Here is a 17,729-nt window from a genome sequence, read left to right as displayed (position 1 = left end):
ATAGGAACCGCCCGGTTCTTATCTGCCACCTCACCTTAAGTAATACATTCCCCGCTTTCAAAGACATAAACCAAATCGGTTACAACTCGATTTACCGCAGTAAACCCAGTTTTTGTTTAATCTTTTATCCACCGGCCAAAGGAAATGGATAAACAATGAGGTCGAATTTAAAATATTATTTTCCACTTTTTGTGCTGCCCACTCTGGCAGCCTTTCTGATTGCTTTTCTGATACCGTTCATCGTTGGTTTTTTCCTATCGTTTTGCGAATTCACCACTATCACCGATGCAACCTTCGTCGGAATTCAGAACTATATAGAAGTTTTTAATTCTCGAGATACTTTTACCTCCGCGTTCCTCTTCACCATATTGGTGGTAATAGTCTCGATAATTACCGTGAATCTCTTTGCGTTCGCGATCGCCTGGATACTAACTCGCAAACTACGCGGAACTAACTTCTTCCGAACCGTATTCTTCATGCCTAACCTGATTGGCGGCATCGTCTTGGGTTACACCTGGCAGATTATTATCAACGCCTTTTTACAGAACTACGGCGCGACCCTAGTTACAGACTGGAAATATGGCTACGCAGGACTAATTATTCTGATTAACTGGCAGTTAATCGGCTACATGATGATTATCTACATTGCCGGCCTGCAAAACGTTCCTCCAGAACTCACCGAGGCGGCAGAAATTGATGGAGCCGGTCGCTGGCAAGTGCTGCGCAACGTCACCATTCCCATGGTGATGCCGTCTATCACTATCTGCCTGTTCCTAACCTTGTCGAACACCTTCAAAATGTTCGACCAGAACTTGGCGTTAACCGCCGGCGCACCTTCGGGTAAAACTGAGATGGTCGCCCTCAATATCGTTAACTCCATGTTTAACCAGGTAGGCATGGAAGGCGTTGGACAAGCCAAAGCAGTTATCTTCGTAGTAGTCGTGGTGGCTATCGCCATGTTCCAGCTACGGGCAACTCGTTCAAGGGAGATTGAAGCATGAGCACCACTACCGTTGCTGCCCCCGGGCAGCCTGTTGCTAAGCAAAAACCCGTTAAAGACACCAGCAAGTCCGGAGTTAACCCGGTTGGCAAAGTTATTATCTATATCGTCTTAATTGCTTTGACCTGTGTATTCCTAGGGCCAATCCTGTTCGTAGTTATGAACTCGTTCAAGTCTAAGTTCGAGCTGTCGAACAATCCCTTCGCCCTTCCTATGGGAGACACCTTCGTTGGACTTGAGAACTACGTAACCGGTTTGCAACTATCAAATTTCTTTAGTTCGATTCTGTGGTCGTTCGTAATCACTATTGGATCGGTGGCCATTATCGTCATGTTATGTGCGATGACTGCTTACTACATCACTCGAGTAAAACGTTGGTGGACCAGTGCCCTGTATTACATTTTTGTATTCTCGATGGTGATCCCCTTCCAGATGGTTATGTTCCCCACGGTGCAGGTATCCAGTATCCTGGGGCTAGATAACCCGGTGGGAATGATGGTTCTCTATCTGGGATTCGGAGCCGGTCTCAGCGTCTTCATGTTTGCCGGATTCGTTAAATCGATTCCGATTGATATTGAAGAGGCCGCCACTATTGACGGCTGCAACCCGGTACAAACTTACTTCCGGGTAGTACTGCCGATGCTAAAACCCACCGCGATTACCGTGGCCATCCTCAATACCATGTGGGTCTGGAATGACTTCCTACTCCCCAACCTGGTCTTGGGGCCAGGTAGTGAATACCGCACTATCCCGATCGTTGTTCAGTTCCTGCTGGGCTCTAACGGCAACCGGGATATGGGCGCCCTCATGGCGATGCTAGTGCTGGCGATCATCCCGATTGTTATCTTCTACATTTTCATGCAGAAGTACATTATCGAGGGTGTAGCCGCCGGCGCGGTTAAGGGCTAAGAACCTTAAACTAAGCAGGGATTGGGGTGGAAGCAAAAACACTTCCATCCCAATCCCTGTTATCTTTAACTACTGTCAAACACTTATAGAATCAAGGATCTATTCCCATGTCACAACCGCCACCCGCCGTGACTATTAGGGATGTCGCCGCTGCCGCACAGGTGGGGATCACTACGGTATCTCGCGCCCTCAACAATCAGAGTGGAATATCCCCGGCTACTCGTGCTCGAATCCTCCAAGTTGCACAGGATCTTCATTACCAGCCTAATCGGCACGCGCAGAACCTAAGATCCCAAGATATCAATAACATTGCGGTAGTGATGAAAGGACCATCCAATCCTTTCTTCCTTTCACTAATTGACCCCCTGGAAAAAGCAATCCGCGCCCACGGATACCAAATGTCGCTATTACGAGTTCCCCACGAAGCGGATGAGGTAAACATTGGACGCGGCGCCTATCAAGATTCCGAGGCCGCGGGAGTGCTTTTCTTAGGAGGACAGGCGCGCGAATCAACGGCGGTTTTTAATAGCTTTCCCCTCCCCTTCACCCTTTGCACTGTGCCACCGGCACCTGCCTGGGATAATTCCGTGGCTGCGGTTAGCGTTGACGAGGAACATGGAATCTCCCTAATAGTTTCTCATCTCACCGATCTCGGGCATCGTCAGATTGCGTTTCTCGGCCCTGACCGAGCAGAACGTTCCGTGGGTGCCATCCGGGAAAAAGCCTTCATCTCTGCCCTAAGCGCGCAGGGAATCACCACCGATGAGAATCTTATTGTTAGAGGAGGGGACGGCGACAACCCCTATTCTTTTAGTTACGGATACCAAATGGCCACGCGACTGCTTGCCCGTAAGATTCCTTTTACAGCGGTAGTGGCGATTAGTGACGTGATTGCTCTCGGTGCCCAAAAAGCATTGATAGATGCGGGGCTGAAGATACCGGAAGATGTATCGATTACTGGTTTCGATGGAATCGAATTTGCGCGCTACACTAACCCCGCTCTAACCACCGTTGAGCAACCCATTGAGCTACTGGCAGAAACTTCCTGTCGCCTGCTATTCGCCCAGATGAAGAAGCAGTCAATAACCCGGCCGCAAAGATTATTGCGTGGCAGCCTGTTGATAGCAGACTCTACCGGTCCGGCACCTACGCCCTAGCTACCCCACAATCTGGTAAAAACAATAACTGAGATATTATGAACCGATTTTTCTCTCACTACGGCTTCTTGGCCACGCTGCTAACCTTGATTGCTGATGTCGCAATGATCAGCCTATTCATCTGTATAGCATCCCTGCCGGTGGTCACGATCGGGCCTGCTCTTAGCGCAGGCTACTACGTCTTATTACAGATGGTACGGGAAGAGGGCGCGCGACCTGGTTTTACTTTTTGGCGTCACTTTCGCAGCGATTTTCGCTCAGCCTTCGGCGGAGGAGTATTGCTAGTAGCCCTGCTTCTGGTGGGAGCCTACCAACTACAGCTAGTTAAATATCTGCCAGCTTCTCCTACCTGGCATCTGGTAATGCGCACCGGAGTCCTCCTCGGCATGGCAGTAATAACTGCCATTGGAATCTGGTTCTTTGCCTATACTTCTCAGTTCTCGGCCTCGTTTAGGCAAACTTTGCGCAACGCTGCGTTGCTGGCCATCGGACGCCTGCCACGCACCTTAAGCGCCCTACTTTTCGCGATCTTACCGCTAGCTGGGCTTTATCTGCGTCCCAGTCTTTTCTGGAGCGCCCTCATCATAATGCCTCTTTTCGGCATCGGGTTTGTTCTTTACCTGCAAGCACTGGTTTTAGATTCTCCTCTGAGCGCCCTAAAAAACCCCGACCCCGCTGACTAATTGCATCTAAGTGAGTATCCCGAGGTTCCGATTGTTTCTGCTGCACACGGTATATGCGGTTATATGCGGGGAAAAGTTTTTCCTCCCGCCCAAGAATTCGGAAAACGTAGCGGCGTTTTCCGAATTCTTATGCCCACCGCACCCACTCGGATAAAACTTTTCCCCGCATCTCGAAATCGCGACCTTTGCGCGCGATACCTCCAAGCGCGGGGCTAGGGTGAGCGTGTGTGGGCGGATTTATGCCGAGGGGTAGGCTTCGGGCACTAAATCCGTGAAAATGCCAGAGCATTTTCCGGATTTCGGGGCGCGAGGTAAAATCCGCCCGCACGCGCGGGAGGCAGCGTTAGCTGGGAACAGGTAAGCACACCGACAACAGGCATTCAGGGGTAAGGAAAGGAATTGCTTGGGGGCTCAGGCTTCCTACCTGAGCCCCCAAGTCCCTAACAGTCCTCGGTAGGGATCCGAGTCAGGGGAAAATACCTGGCATTCTCCCCTAGGCGGAGGATACCTCCCATAACATCCTTCGCCAGAGCGTCAACTTGCAAACGCTCCCCGTAATTTTAGCATCTTCCTGCGTAAACAATGAAGGATTCTTGTAAATCGGAATCCTATTAACCTATTGTTACTGCTTTGCTTTTTGCTGATCTTGCCGCCCAGCCAAAGCTTTACGGGTCAGGACTTCGCCCCCGCCCTGGCGGGGATCGCCAAACCAGGCTTTATAAAATTGATAGAAATTCAGATTCCCCGGCTGGGCGCACTCGTCACTAAGTCCGGCGATTGCATCGGCTGAAGCCAGGTAGGGGGTGTAGTTGTAGAGGGCGGCGGTCGGCCAGTTTCGCGGAACTATTTCCTTACTGCCACAGCCTGCATCCGGGCCATAACCTAAAGTAACCGGTTTGCCAGCTTGCACATCATACAAACCAGGATCAAGCTGGTAACGTCGCCACTGGCGCGCCGCGTAGTAAACCTGAGTGCCAAAGCCGTAGAACTGGGGGTCACATTGGGTATGATCTGGGCATCCATAGCCCATTGCTATTTCGTATCGACGTGGGGTCAGCCGGGAAGAAGAAACAGTGATCAGCCCCTGTTCTTTTTGTAGGGTCACCAAAATTGCTTTCGGATTAATCTGACAGCTGCGAGACACCTGAGCGATAACCTCACCGGCAGTAAGATTATCTCCGCCCGGTACCGCCTGCGGGCAAAATCGGTCAGGATCATGAGGGGGCAAGCTAGCGCGAAAATCTTTCAAACAGGGAACTTCCACCTCTTGCTTTTTACTGTCATCATTCGTCCGCGCAACTCCGGTGCTTTCCGGCATAGCTTTAGCTTTACCTGCGCGGCATCCGTATCCCCAATCCGTAATGAAATCCTGGATTTGGGAGGACGAAAGGGAATCCCAGCGCGTAAACTCTGCTTCACTGATTAAATCGGTGGCGTCATATCCCTGCGCGCTAACCGGAGGCATGGCGGGTTCGGGAATGGAATCAGCAGTTTCTTCTTGCCGGATATACCCATAAATCAGGTTCACCACCAGGGCGATTACTGCCACCAGGACAACCAATATCAAAAGCGCTGCTAGACGGCGCAAACGATATTTCCGGGCAGTATTAATCACCTTCCCATTATCGCTAGATTTAGGTTCTCAGGGCAAAGGGAACATAAACTTCTTTCCGGACTAAATCTGCGATTATCCTCTCTTACCAGGGTAGATGCAAGGGTGGAGGGCTTTCGTTAGACTATAAGGGCGTCGGGCCGTTTAGCCCCGGGCTCCAAAAATTGCCGCTACGAGCGGCCTTAGCGCCGACTGGCGCTTCTCGGTCCGGCGTTCCCCAATCCTCCACGTGATCTAATAGGCTCCGTGAGTGCTTAATCCCCAATAATCCCATTGCCTAAAACATTTTGTCCGGTGATGGAAACCAATCCATCACCGGACAAAACCGTTACTTAGTTACTGGATTCTATCCGTGCCTCCTGCGCTGAAGCGTGGCGATAGCCAGCCCGCACATTAATAGCGAGACAGCCAACAATTCGGCTCCCATTGGTGCGCCCGTCCTCGCTAGTCCCTTTTGCTGCGGGTTAGCGGCTTGAGCTTTCTGATTTGCCGCTTTGCCAGTTGCCTGGGGCTTCAGGTTCTGATTGTCTTTACCACTTTGCCCTGGCTTTTGGGTGGAATCACCGGGGGTAGTTCCCGGATCAGGGGAAGCACCCGGATCAGGGGTAGTTCCCGGATCACCACCGGGGGTAGGCTTTGATTCCTCGACGGTGATGGTAAAGGTAGCTGTGGCCTTTTCCTCCCCATCTACGTTCAGAGCCGTTACCGTGACTTTATAGGAGCCCGCTTTCTGGGGAGTACCGGAGATGGTTGCAGTAGCAGGGTCAAAATTGACGCCCTCTGGCAGTCCGGTAACTGTCCCAATAGCTCCGTCTTTAACCTCTAAGGTAATAGGAGTAATCATCGAGCCCGCTGTTACGGTTTGGTCAGCTATCGAACTAATCTGCGGGGCAGGCGCCGGGGTGGCGGCATCTCGCGGGGAAATCTTGAGGGCGAGCTTAGCCTGCGCGGCTCTGGGGTATCCCGTGCCGTCTTCGGCTTCCTTGAGGTTAACGGTTACTTCGTAATCTTTGTCTGCCTCAAGTTTTCCAACGGGAGTGCCACTAATCTGACCGGTTTCTTTATCGAATACCAGCCCCTCGGGCAGCCCAGTTACCTCGAAAGTGTCTGCTAGCTGCGGGTCGTTTCGTTCAAATAGAGTACCCAGCGAAATCGGGGTGATTTCTTTGCCAATCTGCCCGCTAGCAGCGGTATCTTTCCCTTTAAGTTCGGTGCGGAAATCGTCCTCTAGCCAGCGCAGATTAAAACTGAGGTGGGAAATGTCTTGCCATCCACCCCCATTGGGTTCCATCAATAACCCGATGTTGCCATCTTTCTGCACGGTCATAGTGGTATAGCCGGTGCCGCCAGTCTTGAATTGTTTCTTTACCGGCCAGGTTTTCCCATTATCAAACGAAGCCCAAACATATCCGTTCTTACGGCCATTATCGGTTCCCGAAAACAGTAGCACCTGTGAACGTAAAGTGCCGGGTTTCGCATTTGGGAAAGCTCGAATCGCTTGCGCATTGTTGTTCTCATCAGCTAAATCCTTGCTAACGTGGCAATCTTTCCAGTTTTCCCCGGAATCGGTAGAGGTACAGATAATGCGACCTCCGCCCTGTTGGGAGCGCGAAATCAGGATTAGGCTCCCATCGCTTAGTTCAGTAACTTTATTCTCGTCGAACTTTTTACCCTCAACTACTGCTGGGGTAGGATTACCAGATTTCCAGGTTTTACCATGGTCATCCGAATAAATCGTGTAGGCAACAATCCCTCCGCTCTTCGGGACGCAGGCCATCTGCTGCAGCAGACGTCCTTTGTTAGGTGCAGTCATTTTTTGGGTACCGGCACCGGAGGTAGCAAAGCAAGATTGCAATTCCTTCGCTTTTTCCCCTAATACCTGGTCAGTGATTACTCGCTGCGTCCAAGAGTGACCATTGTCGGTAGATACCGACAGCCCTAGGTTCATGGCATGTTCGCTATTTTCATCAATTTTGCCTTCTGGAGTGAAAGCATAGGCAGGATTATTGGCGAATACTCCCGATACCTGGCTGTACACGTGGAAGTTAAAAATAGTGCCACTTTCATGGTCTACTACGTACGACGGGTCGGAGTACCCTCTTGAGCCGGCAATGTTGCTGCCCACAATTCCGCGGGCAATCACTGTTTCTGACTGCCAAGTCTTGCCATTATCGGTAGAACGGCGCTGCATAATCGAGTTTTCGTTCGGTGAGTCTCCTCCATTCATCTTGCCGTTCTTCGGGCGGTAATCGTAAGAGGCTAATAAATCTCCATTAGGGACAAGAGCGATTGCTGGAATACGGATATTCGCCTGTTTTGAACTGGTACCTACCGGGGTTATTTCACTGATTTTAGCTTCCGCTGCCGGATCTGCGTCTTTAGCTTTAGTGTTCGCGTCTGCCTGCGGATATTGCTTTTGGGTATATACAAAAGTTGTGGCAGTTACGCGATTAAGTAGTTGCTGCCCCATTTTCCCGTCAATAGCTAACTTGGCTTCCACTTCACCGCGGGTTAAATCAGCTTCAGTGATGGTGTAGGTCAGCTGACAGCGGTGAACTGTTCCGACTGCCAGACTTTCAAGAGCGCAGCTGCTGGTAGCGCTGTCAGTCAGGTTAGTTAGGGTAGTGTCGGTTACGGGTGCTACTTTCAAAGCATCGTCTCCGTTCGCGCTAACTTCTACCGCGAATTTCAGAACCTCCCCCACCTGGTAGTGAGCTTTTTGCGACTCGTCAGCCAGCTCAAACTTGTCCAACTTTAGATAGTTGTTGGCAACCGGCAGCGCCTCGGCTTCGGTGGTGGCGTAATAGGTGGCTGTCCCCGTGTATCCGGCATTGGGGTAATACTGCCAAACTATTTCGGGGGTGAATTTACCGGCTTTAACGTCAGCTTCCGTGACTACATGGTAGGGGGCAGTGCACCCCATTTCTCGATTAACTGGCATATTTGACCATTTGCAGCCTTCCCAATTTGTCAGGTTGGAGCTTTTAGCGGACAGTGCCCGTGCTTTGCCAGTCTGGTTAATCAAAGTGGCTTTGAAGTTGATGCGTTCGCCTAACGTCCATTTTTGACCGGCTGGTTTCGGGTTGGTAACGGTAAGGGTGGTCGGAATTTTATTTTCGTTGATTCCGCCCAGGCTGGTTTTTTCACCGCCATATTCCACCTCGGAATACATCCGGAAAGTAACGTAGGGGACAAATCCGCCTGCCGTAGCCTCAGCTGGGGTAACTACGTGGGTTAGTTTTTTCGTGATTCCCGCTATATAACATTCCTGCACTTGATTGGGGGCAGCGTTGCGCCATTTGCAACCTTCCGCATTTGCTAAGTTGTAGTTCACTGACTCAAAGGAGGCAGCTTTGGCGGTTTTATTGGTTAGTTTTACCCGGTATTCAACGGTCTGACCGGCTGCTTTAGGATTTCCGGATACTAGGTATAGCTCTATTTTCGCCTGCGGAGTGTCCTTGGTAGCTACTAAAGTAGGCTCTGCCGCATAGGCACTTAAGGGGGTGGCTAGGCCTGCCCCAATTGCTAGGGCTAGGGCAAACAAGATGCTGATTACTGGTTTTAAAATGGGGTGCTTCTTTGCGCTCATAAAATTTAGATTAACAATAATGAAATAGTTTTACCAGCAGCAATAGCTTGTAATACTCTAATGTTTTGGTTTTGGAGAAATTACCGGATTCTTTACATAAGGAATAATTCTCAATCTTGAATGTGTGGGTTTTCTTTTATAAAGTCAAGCTAGTTATCGTTTCTACTTCAAAGAAGAGGTCTCATTCTGTATCCTGCCTTGTTCCTACCACTCAGCAGACGATGGCGAACTATTTCGGGTCTTGCCCAACGTCCTCTGTTTCCCATTCGGCATTTCAGTCTTTAGGTGTCCCTATGAAGAACTGTGCTAAGACGAGAAACCAGCAGCAGCCCGCAAAGTTTTCGGCACGTAAATGGGTAATAGCAGTGGTTACGGCACTGGTGGCGGCGTTAGGAATCGGCATCGGAATTTGGGAATATATGCACTCGTCCTTTGCAAAAACTACCTCCTCCACCGGGGAAGCAACTATGTTTAAGCTCTCCGGCGACCCGGTTAGTAACGCCGAGTATCTTCAGGCTGCTCGGGCGGTGAAGCAACAGGTACAGGGGGAATGCGTGAGTAAATATGGTGCTCGCCTTGAGGACGAGGACTTTTGGTCTCGGAGCTATCAGGGACATATTCCGAGCAGAGAAGCGGCAACTTCCGCTTTAGCGCAGCTTAAAAACTGGCGGGCAGCATTCTCTCTTTTCCAAGAAGCTGGTTTGATCAAGGATGCGTCTTTTACGGGATTACAGCGCGATCTTGAGCGAACCAACCAGGAAAATAAGCAAAAGATTGACTTAGAGCAGCCAGTCTATGGCTTGCAAAGCTATGACCTGGCCACTTTTATTAGTTATCGGATTTCATCCTTGACTCAGCAATATGTCATCAATCCCAAGAATCCTGGTATGGAATTTTCCGAGGACGAGTTGCGTAGCTTTTATGCTTCCCGGCAGTGGACGGATAAGCAAGGGCGAAAAGCTGGTTTTGAACAAGTGCGCCCGCAAGCTGTTAAAGCACTTCGCGAAGAAAAGCTAACCAAGCTGATTACTGAGCGGGTAGAAAAACTGCTAGTACAAGATTTTTCGATTGAAGGAGCAGCTAAATTGATTGAAAAAGAGTTTAAGTAACGATTTTAGTAATAACCATAGTTTGAAAAAGTGAATAGAAAATAACAATAAAGCAAAAAAGGGGAAGGTAATGTTGAAAGCTCTACGGCGAGCAACTATCCTCGGTTCTTCCATGATATTAACGGCTGGCCTGGTTCTCAGCCCCACCAGCGCCTTTGCAGCAGATGGGGGGGCTAATATGGATAAGGTAAGAGGCACCAGCTATTACGTATCCAGCAGTGCTGGAAACGACCAAAATTCCGGTACCAGCCAGGATAAACCGTTCAAATCTCTGGCAAAAATAAATGAAATAAAGTTAGGGCCAGGCGATAAGGTCTTGCTTAAACGTGGTGACACCTGGAATGGTCAAGCAATACACGTAAAGACAGGCTCTAGTGGCTCTAAAGATGCCCCGATTCAAATCAAACCCTATGGGGACGGTAGTGCTCGTCCGGTGATTAACACCAATGGTGCGGGACGCTGGAATCAGGATTACCACGCCCGAATCGAATCTCACCGCAATAAGGCAGAGATTTCCAGTGCGGTTTTACTTAAAGACGTTAATTATTTGGAAATCTCGGGGTTGGAAGTAACAAATGACCGGGAAATGAATCCGGCGGCTGACCCTAAAGCCTACAATGACGGTTTAGCTTTGGAACGTACCGGGGTAGCCGGGATTGCCGAGAATGGGCCGATGCGCCATATTGTAGTGGCGGATATGTATATCCACGATATTGACGGCAATATCTACGATAAGCATCTGGCTAATGGGGGCATCTATTTCATGGCCCATTACCCGCAAAGCGGTCAGCCCGCCACCGAAGCAGATAAGATTGCGCGTTTCGATGATTTACAGATTCTAAATAACCGGGTGGAAACCGTTAGCCGCTGGGGGATTGCGGCTGGCTATACCGCTTACCAAAACATTATTGACCGTCCGCAAAACGGACCTATCTCTGATGAAATAATCGCTAAATACGGTTCTAGTAAAGTGGTCATTCGCGGCAACTATATTAAGGACGCGGGTGGCGATTCCATCACCACTATGTATTGTGACCGTCCCTTAATTGAATATAACGTTTCCGATGGGGCGGCACGTCACATGAATACCACGGATTACCTGCATCCCCATAACATTAATGGCCCAGCCGGTTCTGGCTGGGGGCGGGTAGCCGCGGGCATCTGGCCTTGGCGCTGCAAGAATGCCATCTTCCAATACAACGAGGCCTTCAACACCCGTCACGCTTTTACCGGTAATGGCGACGGTCAGCCCTGGGATGCCGACTTTGGGGATGGCACTGTATATCAATACAACTATTCCTATGCCAATACTGGCGCTACCATTATGTTCTGTAATAATGGTTCTTTGCATAACACGTTCCGTTACAACATAGCCCACAGTGATGTCCGGGGAGCTTTAGATATCCCCGATCAGAAAGATGCTCACGTCTACAACAACACCTTCATTATGGGTGAAGGATCCAAAATTATTACCCGTGGTCATGCCCCCACCAGAATAGAAAACAATATCTTCTATAAACCAGATGGGGTTACTAAAGTTGAAGAGAACTGGAAGCCCGGAAACCAGATTTATGACCATAACCTGTATTACAACTTTGCTACTACCCCTCAAGATGCCAATAAGCAGGTAGTAGCTAAAGGTACACCGGTTCTGCAGAACCCAGCTGCGGTTGAGATGGCGAGTAATCACCAGGCTCGCATCCATGATGGTTCTACTGCCACCACCGTTTTTGATGGATTCAAGCCGGTAGCGGGATCCGCCGCTATCGGGAACGGCAAAACCATTACTGACGCGAATGGTTATACGGTAGAACACGACTTCTTTGGGACGGCTATTTCTGGTCTACCTACTATAGGAGCAGCGGAAATACCAGTACCTGCTCCGAATCCGACTGCTTCGCCCTATCAAATTGATAATAAAGCGAAGACGATAACCGTGGCGATTGCAGCGGCAGGTAGTAACAAAGCTCCTCTGGTAAAGAATTTCCTCGCCCAATTAGGGTTGCCAGCAGGGGTTAAAGCCAAAGTTATGTCTGGTAACACTCAGCTAGGTATGGATGATCCGATTACCGAGGGCGCGAAAGTCATTATCGGAGAGGGCGCGCAAGCCAGTGAATATACTGTCAAGGTAGTTTCCGATTTTGACTGGGTGCGAGACTATCGGGAGACTCCGGCTGGAAATAATAAATGGATGGGCGTGCAAGGACCATATTGGTTTGCACAGATTAAACAGGGTAACACCTGGGCAAATATGACCACCTATGATAATGACGGTTGGCATAACTGGGCATATAACCAGTATTACGGTCCCGGTCTAGATCACAACCAGGGCGCTTTGAAAGCTCCAGATCAGCGCGGAGATATTCACGGTCTACTCTCCAGTGAAACTCCCGATACGGCAATGGCTTTTAAGGCTCCTGCTAGCGGAAAAGTAACTTTCAAGATTAAGGACGATGAACCGTATCTGCGTCAAAATAATCATGACCCAAATGCCACGGTAACTGTGTCCCTGATGCTCAATGACAAAGTGCTCAAGAGCGTGGATTTGAAAATTTCCAGGCAGAAAGGCGACTTTGTTTTCAATGAGCAGATTGCTTTGAAAGCTGGCGATTATTTGCGGGTAGTATCCCACAATGCGGGTAGTCTCAAGGCGAACTCGGTTCACATCAGCCCAGTAATCAAATATGTGGAGACTGACTATAACCCTGCTGGGCAGCCAGTTTATGATCCGGATGCTCCAGCTGCAGAAAAACCACAGCTTAGTGGCACAGATTTTACCGTTGAGTATTCTGACGCGGTACCTGAGGCAAAAAGCAAAGTAGTAAATCCGCAGGACGCAGTGGAATACTCCTGGGGATATCCGCATCCCAACTCTTTACAGTTGGGTGCGCAAAAAGTTCAACTAGTTGCTGACAGTGGCGATGGGAAACGGAAAACCACTATGGTTACGATGACGGTCGTTAAAAAGAAACTGACTGCTCCTGCGGTAACGTTCGATGATAATGACCGTTCCTATACCGTGCCTGATGCCCCTACTTGCCTGGAATATTCGGTGAAAGTAGACGATCAAGAGGCGAAAGTCGCTAAAGCTGGTAAGGTAACGGTTGCCGATTCGGACAAGGATGTGACGGTGCAAGTAAGCGTGGCTTCCACCTGTGAGGGATACGAAGCAGGAGTAACTGCTCCTTTCACTCACGTGTTTAAAGCTAACCAGCAGCCTCCGGTAGTGAATCCGGAGGAACCGGGGGACAATCCGCAACAGCCGGGTGACAAACCCGGTATGGATAAACCCGGTAAACCTGGCGTTGATAAACCTAAACCCGGAACTGGTGAGGCTAAACCCGGTAAAGATAACGCCGGTAAGCCTGCGGCATCCGGGCAGAAAACTCCGGGAAGGTCAAATCAGCAAACCGCTAGCACTGGTTCGCAAGCAGGAATGATAGCACTACTAGGGCTAGGATTTGTGGCAGTAGGTTTGGCGGTAGCACTTCGACGTCGCCGCACAAACTAGACCGATTACAAACAGTAAACCGCGGGCGGGGGTGCTCCCCAAAGTGAGCACCCCCGCCCGCGCGCATTATCTTAATAAACCTTAACGTTTTGGCTGTTGAGGTATGGTATTCTAAAATCTGATAAATCCTCAGACTCATTCATAGAATTAGAGTAGGTGTAGCAGTGTTGCTTCAAAAACGAAAAATTCCATCGGTATTTTCCAGGGTCAAAGCTGATAAGGCCAGTAAGGGTCGGCTGCGAATAGGCTCGAAACTATTGAAACCTTTAGGGGTAGCCCTAGTAAGTGGGGCGTTAGCTCTGTCAATATCGCTTCCAGCTCCGTTGGCTCAGGCCGAACCTCTCGGAGCCTATAAAGCTGACGGAACCGCTACCCTACCGAAAACTATTCCCAGTTTGGATGCTTGGAAAGCTAGTGGCGGAACCTGGACGCTAGCCGAGGACGCGCGGGTAGTTTCCACCCAGGCGCTTAACGCGCGGGCTAAAGCATTATCGACGGAGCTTAGCGCCTATTTAGGTTCGCCAGTTCCCGCCAAAATAGGTAAACGGACTAGCGAATTCGATGTGCAATTATTGCAAAATAGTACGCGCAAAGATTTAGGGGAAGAAGGCTTTGAGCTAAAGATTGGCTCCTCGGGCGTGCAGATCATCGGCGCGACTGATGCGGGCGTGTTTTATGGGACTCGTTCCTTTTCCCAGCTAATGCGGCAAAAGCAGCTAACTTTACCGGCAGGCTCGGTAGTATCAGTACCTAAATATAAAGAACGGGGGGTAACTCTGTGTGCCTGCCAGCTCAACATTTCAACCGAATGGATTGAGCGTTTTTTGGATGATGCCGCTGACTTGCATATCAATAACATTGTCCTAGAGATGAAACTAAAGTCTGATGCCTATCCTGACACTCAGACCTGGTCATACTACACCCCCGAGGACGTTAAAAGGTTTGTCGCTAAAGCGAAGAGCCTAAATATTGACGTTATTCCGGAAATAAACTCTCCAGGTCATATGAATATTTGGTTGGAGAACGCTCCCCAATATCAACTGGTAGATAAGAACGGCGGTTATCACCCCGATCAGCTTGATATTTCCAACCCTAAAGCCCGGGCTTTCATTAAGAAGCTAATCGATGAATATGACGGGGCTTTCGACTCGAAATTCTGGCATATGGGGGCTGACGAATACACCATGACTGGTGGATATCAGCTATATCCCCAGTTAACGAAGTATGCTCAAGACGCTTTTGGCCCCAGCGCCAACGCCAATGATGCTTTTACCGCCTTTATCAACGAAATTAACACCTATGTAAAAGGTAAAGGCAAGAATCTGCGGATTTTCAATGATGGTCTTTATGACACGGCAAACGTTCAGCTGGATAAAGATATTGTTATTGATTATTGGTTCAAAAAGGGCGGTACGCTAACTCCGCAACAGCTCGCGGAACGGGGATATCAACTAACAAATGTTCCCCAAGCAATGTATTGGTCTCGCGCCTTTGATCCGGCTGGTTACACCTATGCCATGAAGCCAAATAACCTGTATAACAATAAAAATTGGAACGTGGGCACTTTTGATGGTGGCGCCCAGATAGACCCTAACTACGACAAACTCCTGGGGGCGCGGGTATCGCTATGGCCCGATAACATCAATGAAACCGAGAACGAAGTCCAGATGATAACGGCTGATTCTCTGCGGTTCTTAGCCCAAATGACCTGGTCGGCTTCTCGTCCTTGGCCTAAATGGGAGGGCGCTGACGGTATGAAAGCTACCATCGACTCTCTGGGCGATCCTACTACCCGTTCGAAGGTGCAGGCGGCTATGGTTCCCGATGGGGTATACGGTCTGCCAGAATTGGATCCGGTAGCCAAGGGCCCTTGGAAGCTGGCAAAAACCTATGATGGTTACTATCAGATTTCCAATGCTGCTACCGGGCAATGCTTGGCGATGAGTGAAGGTAAAAAGCATTTAGGTGCGGTTAGCGAAGTGGGTGCCCAGCCTACCTTGGTATCTTGCCGCCCGCTCAGTGAAACCTATAAGAATGCCTTTGCTGCCGGTCGGGAAAGAAACCAACAGAAATGGCAAGTGGTGGTGGAAGCCGATAATAAGGTTTCACTGCGAAACGCGGTTTCAATACAGTACCTGGCAGTAGCTGACGGCAGCGAGAAACATGTGGATATTCAAGGAGTTTCGGCTGCGGAAGTAAAGGCTGATGCCACTTTGCTGGAAAAATCATTATCTAAAACTGGAAATAATCTAGCCGCCGGCAAGGTTGCGCAATTCCCGAAAGATTTGGTGACCACCAAAGGAAAACTGGCTGATAAAGCCTTGTTCTCCCTAGTACGTGAAAAATCTATTACCGTTGATCAGCCCGAGATTAAGGATGTGAATCCCTCTGAACCGCGGGAAGTTACGGTAACAGTTTCAGCTGCCGATAACGCCAAAGTCGCGCCCTCATTAATTAAAGCCTCCGTGAGTGAAGGTTGGAAGGTTTTACCGGAAACAGTTCAAATCGGTGAGCTACCTGCGCGTGGCACTGGAACCGCTAAATTTAAGCTGGTAAATACTACCGGAACAACTGGCAGCGCTACTTTTACCTGGAAAATGGGGAATGAAGAACTCAGCACTACTGTAAAATTGAGCGGAATGCTCGGACCTCGCGTATGTGATGGATTTACCGATTTAAGCGCAGACTCGGAAGAAAAGACCGGTGAAGGCCCTATTAATGGTCACGTAAAAGCCGCTTTTGATGGCGTAGACGAATCAGGTAAATCCAATACTTTCTGGCACAGTAAATGGAATGGCGGAACAGATCCTTTGCCGCACTGGCTGGTATTTAGTCCGCAACAGGCTTTAACTAATCCAGACGGCACGATTAACAATATGCTCTCGGTCGAATACCTTTCACGGCAAGGGAAAGTGAACGGTCGCATCAAGAGTTACCAGATTTACACCTCTGACACTACAAAAGACGGCAATGCGACCACGGGGTGGACGTTGCAAAAAGAGGGGCAGTGGGAAAACGGAACCGATTGGCAGCGTGCCTACTATGACAATCCGGTAAAAGCTAAGTATGTAAAACTGCTGATTACCGACGTGTGGGACGAAGTCGCAGGTAGGGAAGATCAGTTCGCGTCCGCGGCCGCTATCTGTGTATCTTCACAGATGCCGCCCGCCACCTTGACTGCGCCAGCCCAACCCGAGAATCCGATTTCAGTTTCGCCGGAAGTTAAGGTTCAAAACGCCCCTGCTAATCCGTGGCCAGCTGCCGATCCGGCAGCTCCGGCAGCGACAATCGCGCCCCTAGCTGACCAGAGTCTGCAGCTAGGCGCTGCGATTAAAGATATACCGGTGAAGGTAACTAATGGCACAGTTCGGGAAGTTAAAGGTCTCCCCGCGGGAGTAGTCTTTGACAAGCAAACTGGGGTGATTAGCGGGAAACCGGCTAAGGCTGGAAAATACTCGGTACAGGTTATCGCGGAGAACCCGGATGAAGCAGAAGTGACCGCAGCTTTCACGATTACTGTCAGCGAGGAAAATACTCCTGGGGATACTGATAAGCCAGGCGGTAGCGATAAGCCGGGAGATACCGGTAAACCTGGTACTTCCGATAAGCCTGCCCCAGGTGGAAACGCCAGTGGTGACGGTAAAGGGAAAACGCCCGGCAGCGCCGCGCCCGCTGGGAACGGAAACGGACAAGCCAGCAGCCCTGGTTTGGAACGTACCGGTTCAAATGGGGCAATCATGCTAGGTGCAGCCTTGGTATTGATAGCCGCAGGGGCGGTGGCGATTAAGCGCCGACGTCTCTAGAGTAGCTAATCATTAATCTGGGGTTGGTAAGCGGAATCTCCGCTTACCAACCCCAGATTAATTTGCGGGGGTAAAAAAGGGGTTAATACGGGCTACTGCCCTGTTTTTGAGCCCTCAGATTTTCCCCTAACCGTGGTGCTTGCCAGTTCCGGGCATGGGTATAGAACGTGCATAGCTCGGTGTTCGCTGAAAAGTAGTTTTACAAGGTTTAGGTTAAGCGAGGACGGTAGGCGGATAGCCGCAGGGCTATTGCTCAAATAACTATTAGCCCCGGGCAGAGTACCCTCACCTTCCAATCCTCAGCTACTACCCAAAACCGCCAACAGGGTCGCGCTTAGCGATGCTACGTTGCCGTT

Annotated in this window: 9 protein-coding genes; 7 read left to right on the top strand and 2 right to left on the bottom strand. The window is 49.9% G+C overall.

Features of this window, described 5'->3' with window-relative positions; translation table 11 throughout:
* Positions 1 to 155 precede the first annotated feature (155 nt).
* From ACZ5BI_RS00675 to ACZ5BI_RS00660, 4 genes are all read left to right on the top strand, one after another.
* Positions 156 to 1,001, top strand: a complete 846-nt coding sequence (locus ACZ5BI_RS00675) for a carbohydrate ABC transporter permease (RefSeq protein WP_464896393.1) — start codon at positions 156 to 158, stop codon at positions 999 to 1,001.
* Positions 998 to 1,909, top strand: coding sequence for a carbohydrate ABC transporter permease (locus ACZ5BI_RS00670; protein WP_464896392.1), 912 nt, complete (start codon positions 998 to 1,000; stop codon positions 1,907 to 1,909). The genes ACZ5BI_RS00675 and ACZ5BI_RS00670 overlap by 4 nt, the downstream gene beginning before the upstream one ends.
* Before the next feature lie 107 nt (positions 1,910 to 2,016).
* Positions 2,017 to 3,066, top strand: a complete 1,050-nt coding sequence (locus ACZ5BI_RS00665) for a LacI family DNA-binding transcriptional regulator (RefSeq protein ID WP_464896391.1) — start codon at positions 2,017 to 2,019, stop codon at positions 3,064 to 3,066.
* A 38-nt stretch (positions 3,067 to 3,104) separates the two neighbouring features.
* Complete coding sequence (locus ACZ5BI_RS00660) at positions 3,105 to 3,749, top strand: MusI family membrane protein (RefSeq protein WP_464896390.1); 645 nt, start codon at positions 3,105 to 3,107, stop codon at positions 3,747 to 3,749.
* A 622-nt stretch (positions 3,750 to 4,371) separates the two neighbouring features.
* On the opposite strand, the gene ACZ5BI_RS00655 is transcribed toward ACZ5BI_RS00660, so the two are convergent.
* Complete coding sequence (locus ACZ5BI_RS00655; protein ID WP_464896389.1) at positions 4,372 to 5,364, bottom strand: hypothetical protein; 993 nt, start codon at positions 5,362 to 5,364, stop codon at positions 4,372 to 4,374.
* 343 nt (positions 5,365 to 5,707) lie between these two features.
* Positions 5,708 to 8,950, bottom strand: a complete 3,243-nt coding sequence (locus tag ACZ5BI_RS00650) for an exo-alpha-sialidase (RefSeq protein ID WP_464896388.1) — start codon at positions 8,948 to 8,950, stop codon at positions 5,708 to 5,710.
* A gap of 293 nt (positions 8,951 to 9,243) precedes the next feature.
* On the opposite strand from ACZ5BI_RS00650, the gene ACZ5BI_RS00645 reads away from it, so the two are divergent.
* The 3 genes from ACZ5BI_RS00645 to ACZ5BI_RS00635 all read left to right on the top strand — a co-directional run bounded on the left by ACZ5BI_RS00645 (position 9,244) and on the right by ACZ5BI_RS00635 (position 17,373).
* Entirely contained in the window at positions 9,244 to 10,059 is an 816-nt protein-coding gene (locus tag ACZ5BI_RS00645) for a hypothetical protein (RefSeq protein ID WP_464896387.1), read from the top strand.
* Positions 10,060 to 10,129: 70 nt separating this feature from the next.
* Positions 10,130 to 13,570 (top strand): right-handed parallel beta-helix repeat-containing protein, encoded by a 3,441-nt coding sequence (locus ACZ5BI_RS00640; protein ID WP_464896386.1) that lies wholly within the window; start codon positions 10,130 to 10,132, stop codon positions 13,568 to 13,570.
* A gap of 164 nt (positions 13,571 to 13,734) precedes the next feature.
* Positions 13,735 to 17,373 carry a family 20 glycosylhydrolase gene (locus tag ACZ5BI_RS00635; protein WP_464896385.1) on the top strand — a complete coding sequence of 1,213 codons (3,639 nt, stop codon included), beginning with the start codon at positions 13,735 to 13,737 and terminating at the stop codon, positions 17,371 to 17,373.
* Positions 17,374 to 17,729: the final 356 nt, after the last annotated feature.

This window comes from Varibaculum sp. GTC20041 (assembly GCF_055387755.1).
Note: the sequence above shows the minus strand (reverse complement) of the source record. Positions and strands in the feature narration are given on the sequence as shown.

What these genes read in the sequence shown, in the direction of transcription:
- ACZ5BI_RS00640 (WP_464896386.1), top strand. Translation starts at nt 10,130, where the DNA reads ATGTTGAAAGCTCTACGGCGAGCAACTATCCTCGGTTCTTCCATGATA.
- ACZ5BI_RS00645 (WP_464896387.1), top strand. Translation starts at nt 9,244, where the DNA reads ATGAAGAACTGTGCTAAGACGAGAAACCAGCAGCAGCCCGCAAAGTTT.
- ACZ5BI_RS00670 (WP_464896392.1), top strand. Translation starts at nt 998, where the DNA reads ATGAGCACCACTACCGTTGCTGCCCCCGGGCAGCCTGTTGCTAAGCAA.
- ACZ5BI_RS00650 (WP_464896388.1), bottom strand. Translation starts at nt 8,950, where the DNA reads ATGAGCGCAAAGAAGCACCCCATTTTAAAACCAGTAATCAGCATCTTG.
- ACZ5BI_RS00665 (WP_464896391.1), top strand. Translation starts at nt 2,017, where the DNA reads ATGTCACAACCGCCACCCGCCGTGACTATTAGGGATGTCGCCGCTGCC.
- ACZ5BI_RS00660 (WP_464896390.1), top strand. Translation starts at nt 3,105, where the DNA reads ATGAACCGATTTTTCTCTCACTACGGCTTCTTGGCCACGCTGCTAACC.
- ACZ5BI_RS00675 (WP_464896393.1), top strand. Translation starts at nt 156, where the DNA reads ATGAGGTCGAATTTAAAATATTATTTTCCACTTTTTGTGCTGCCCACT.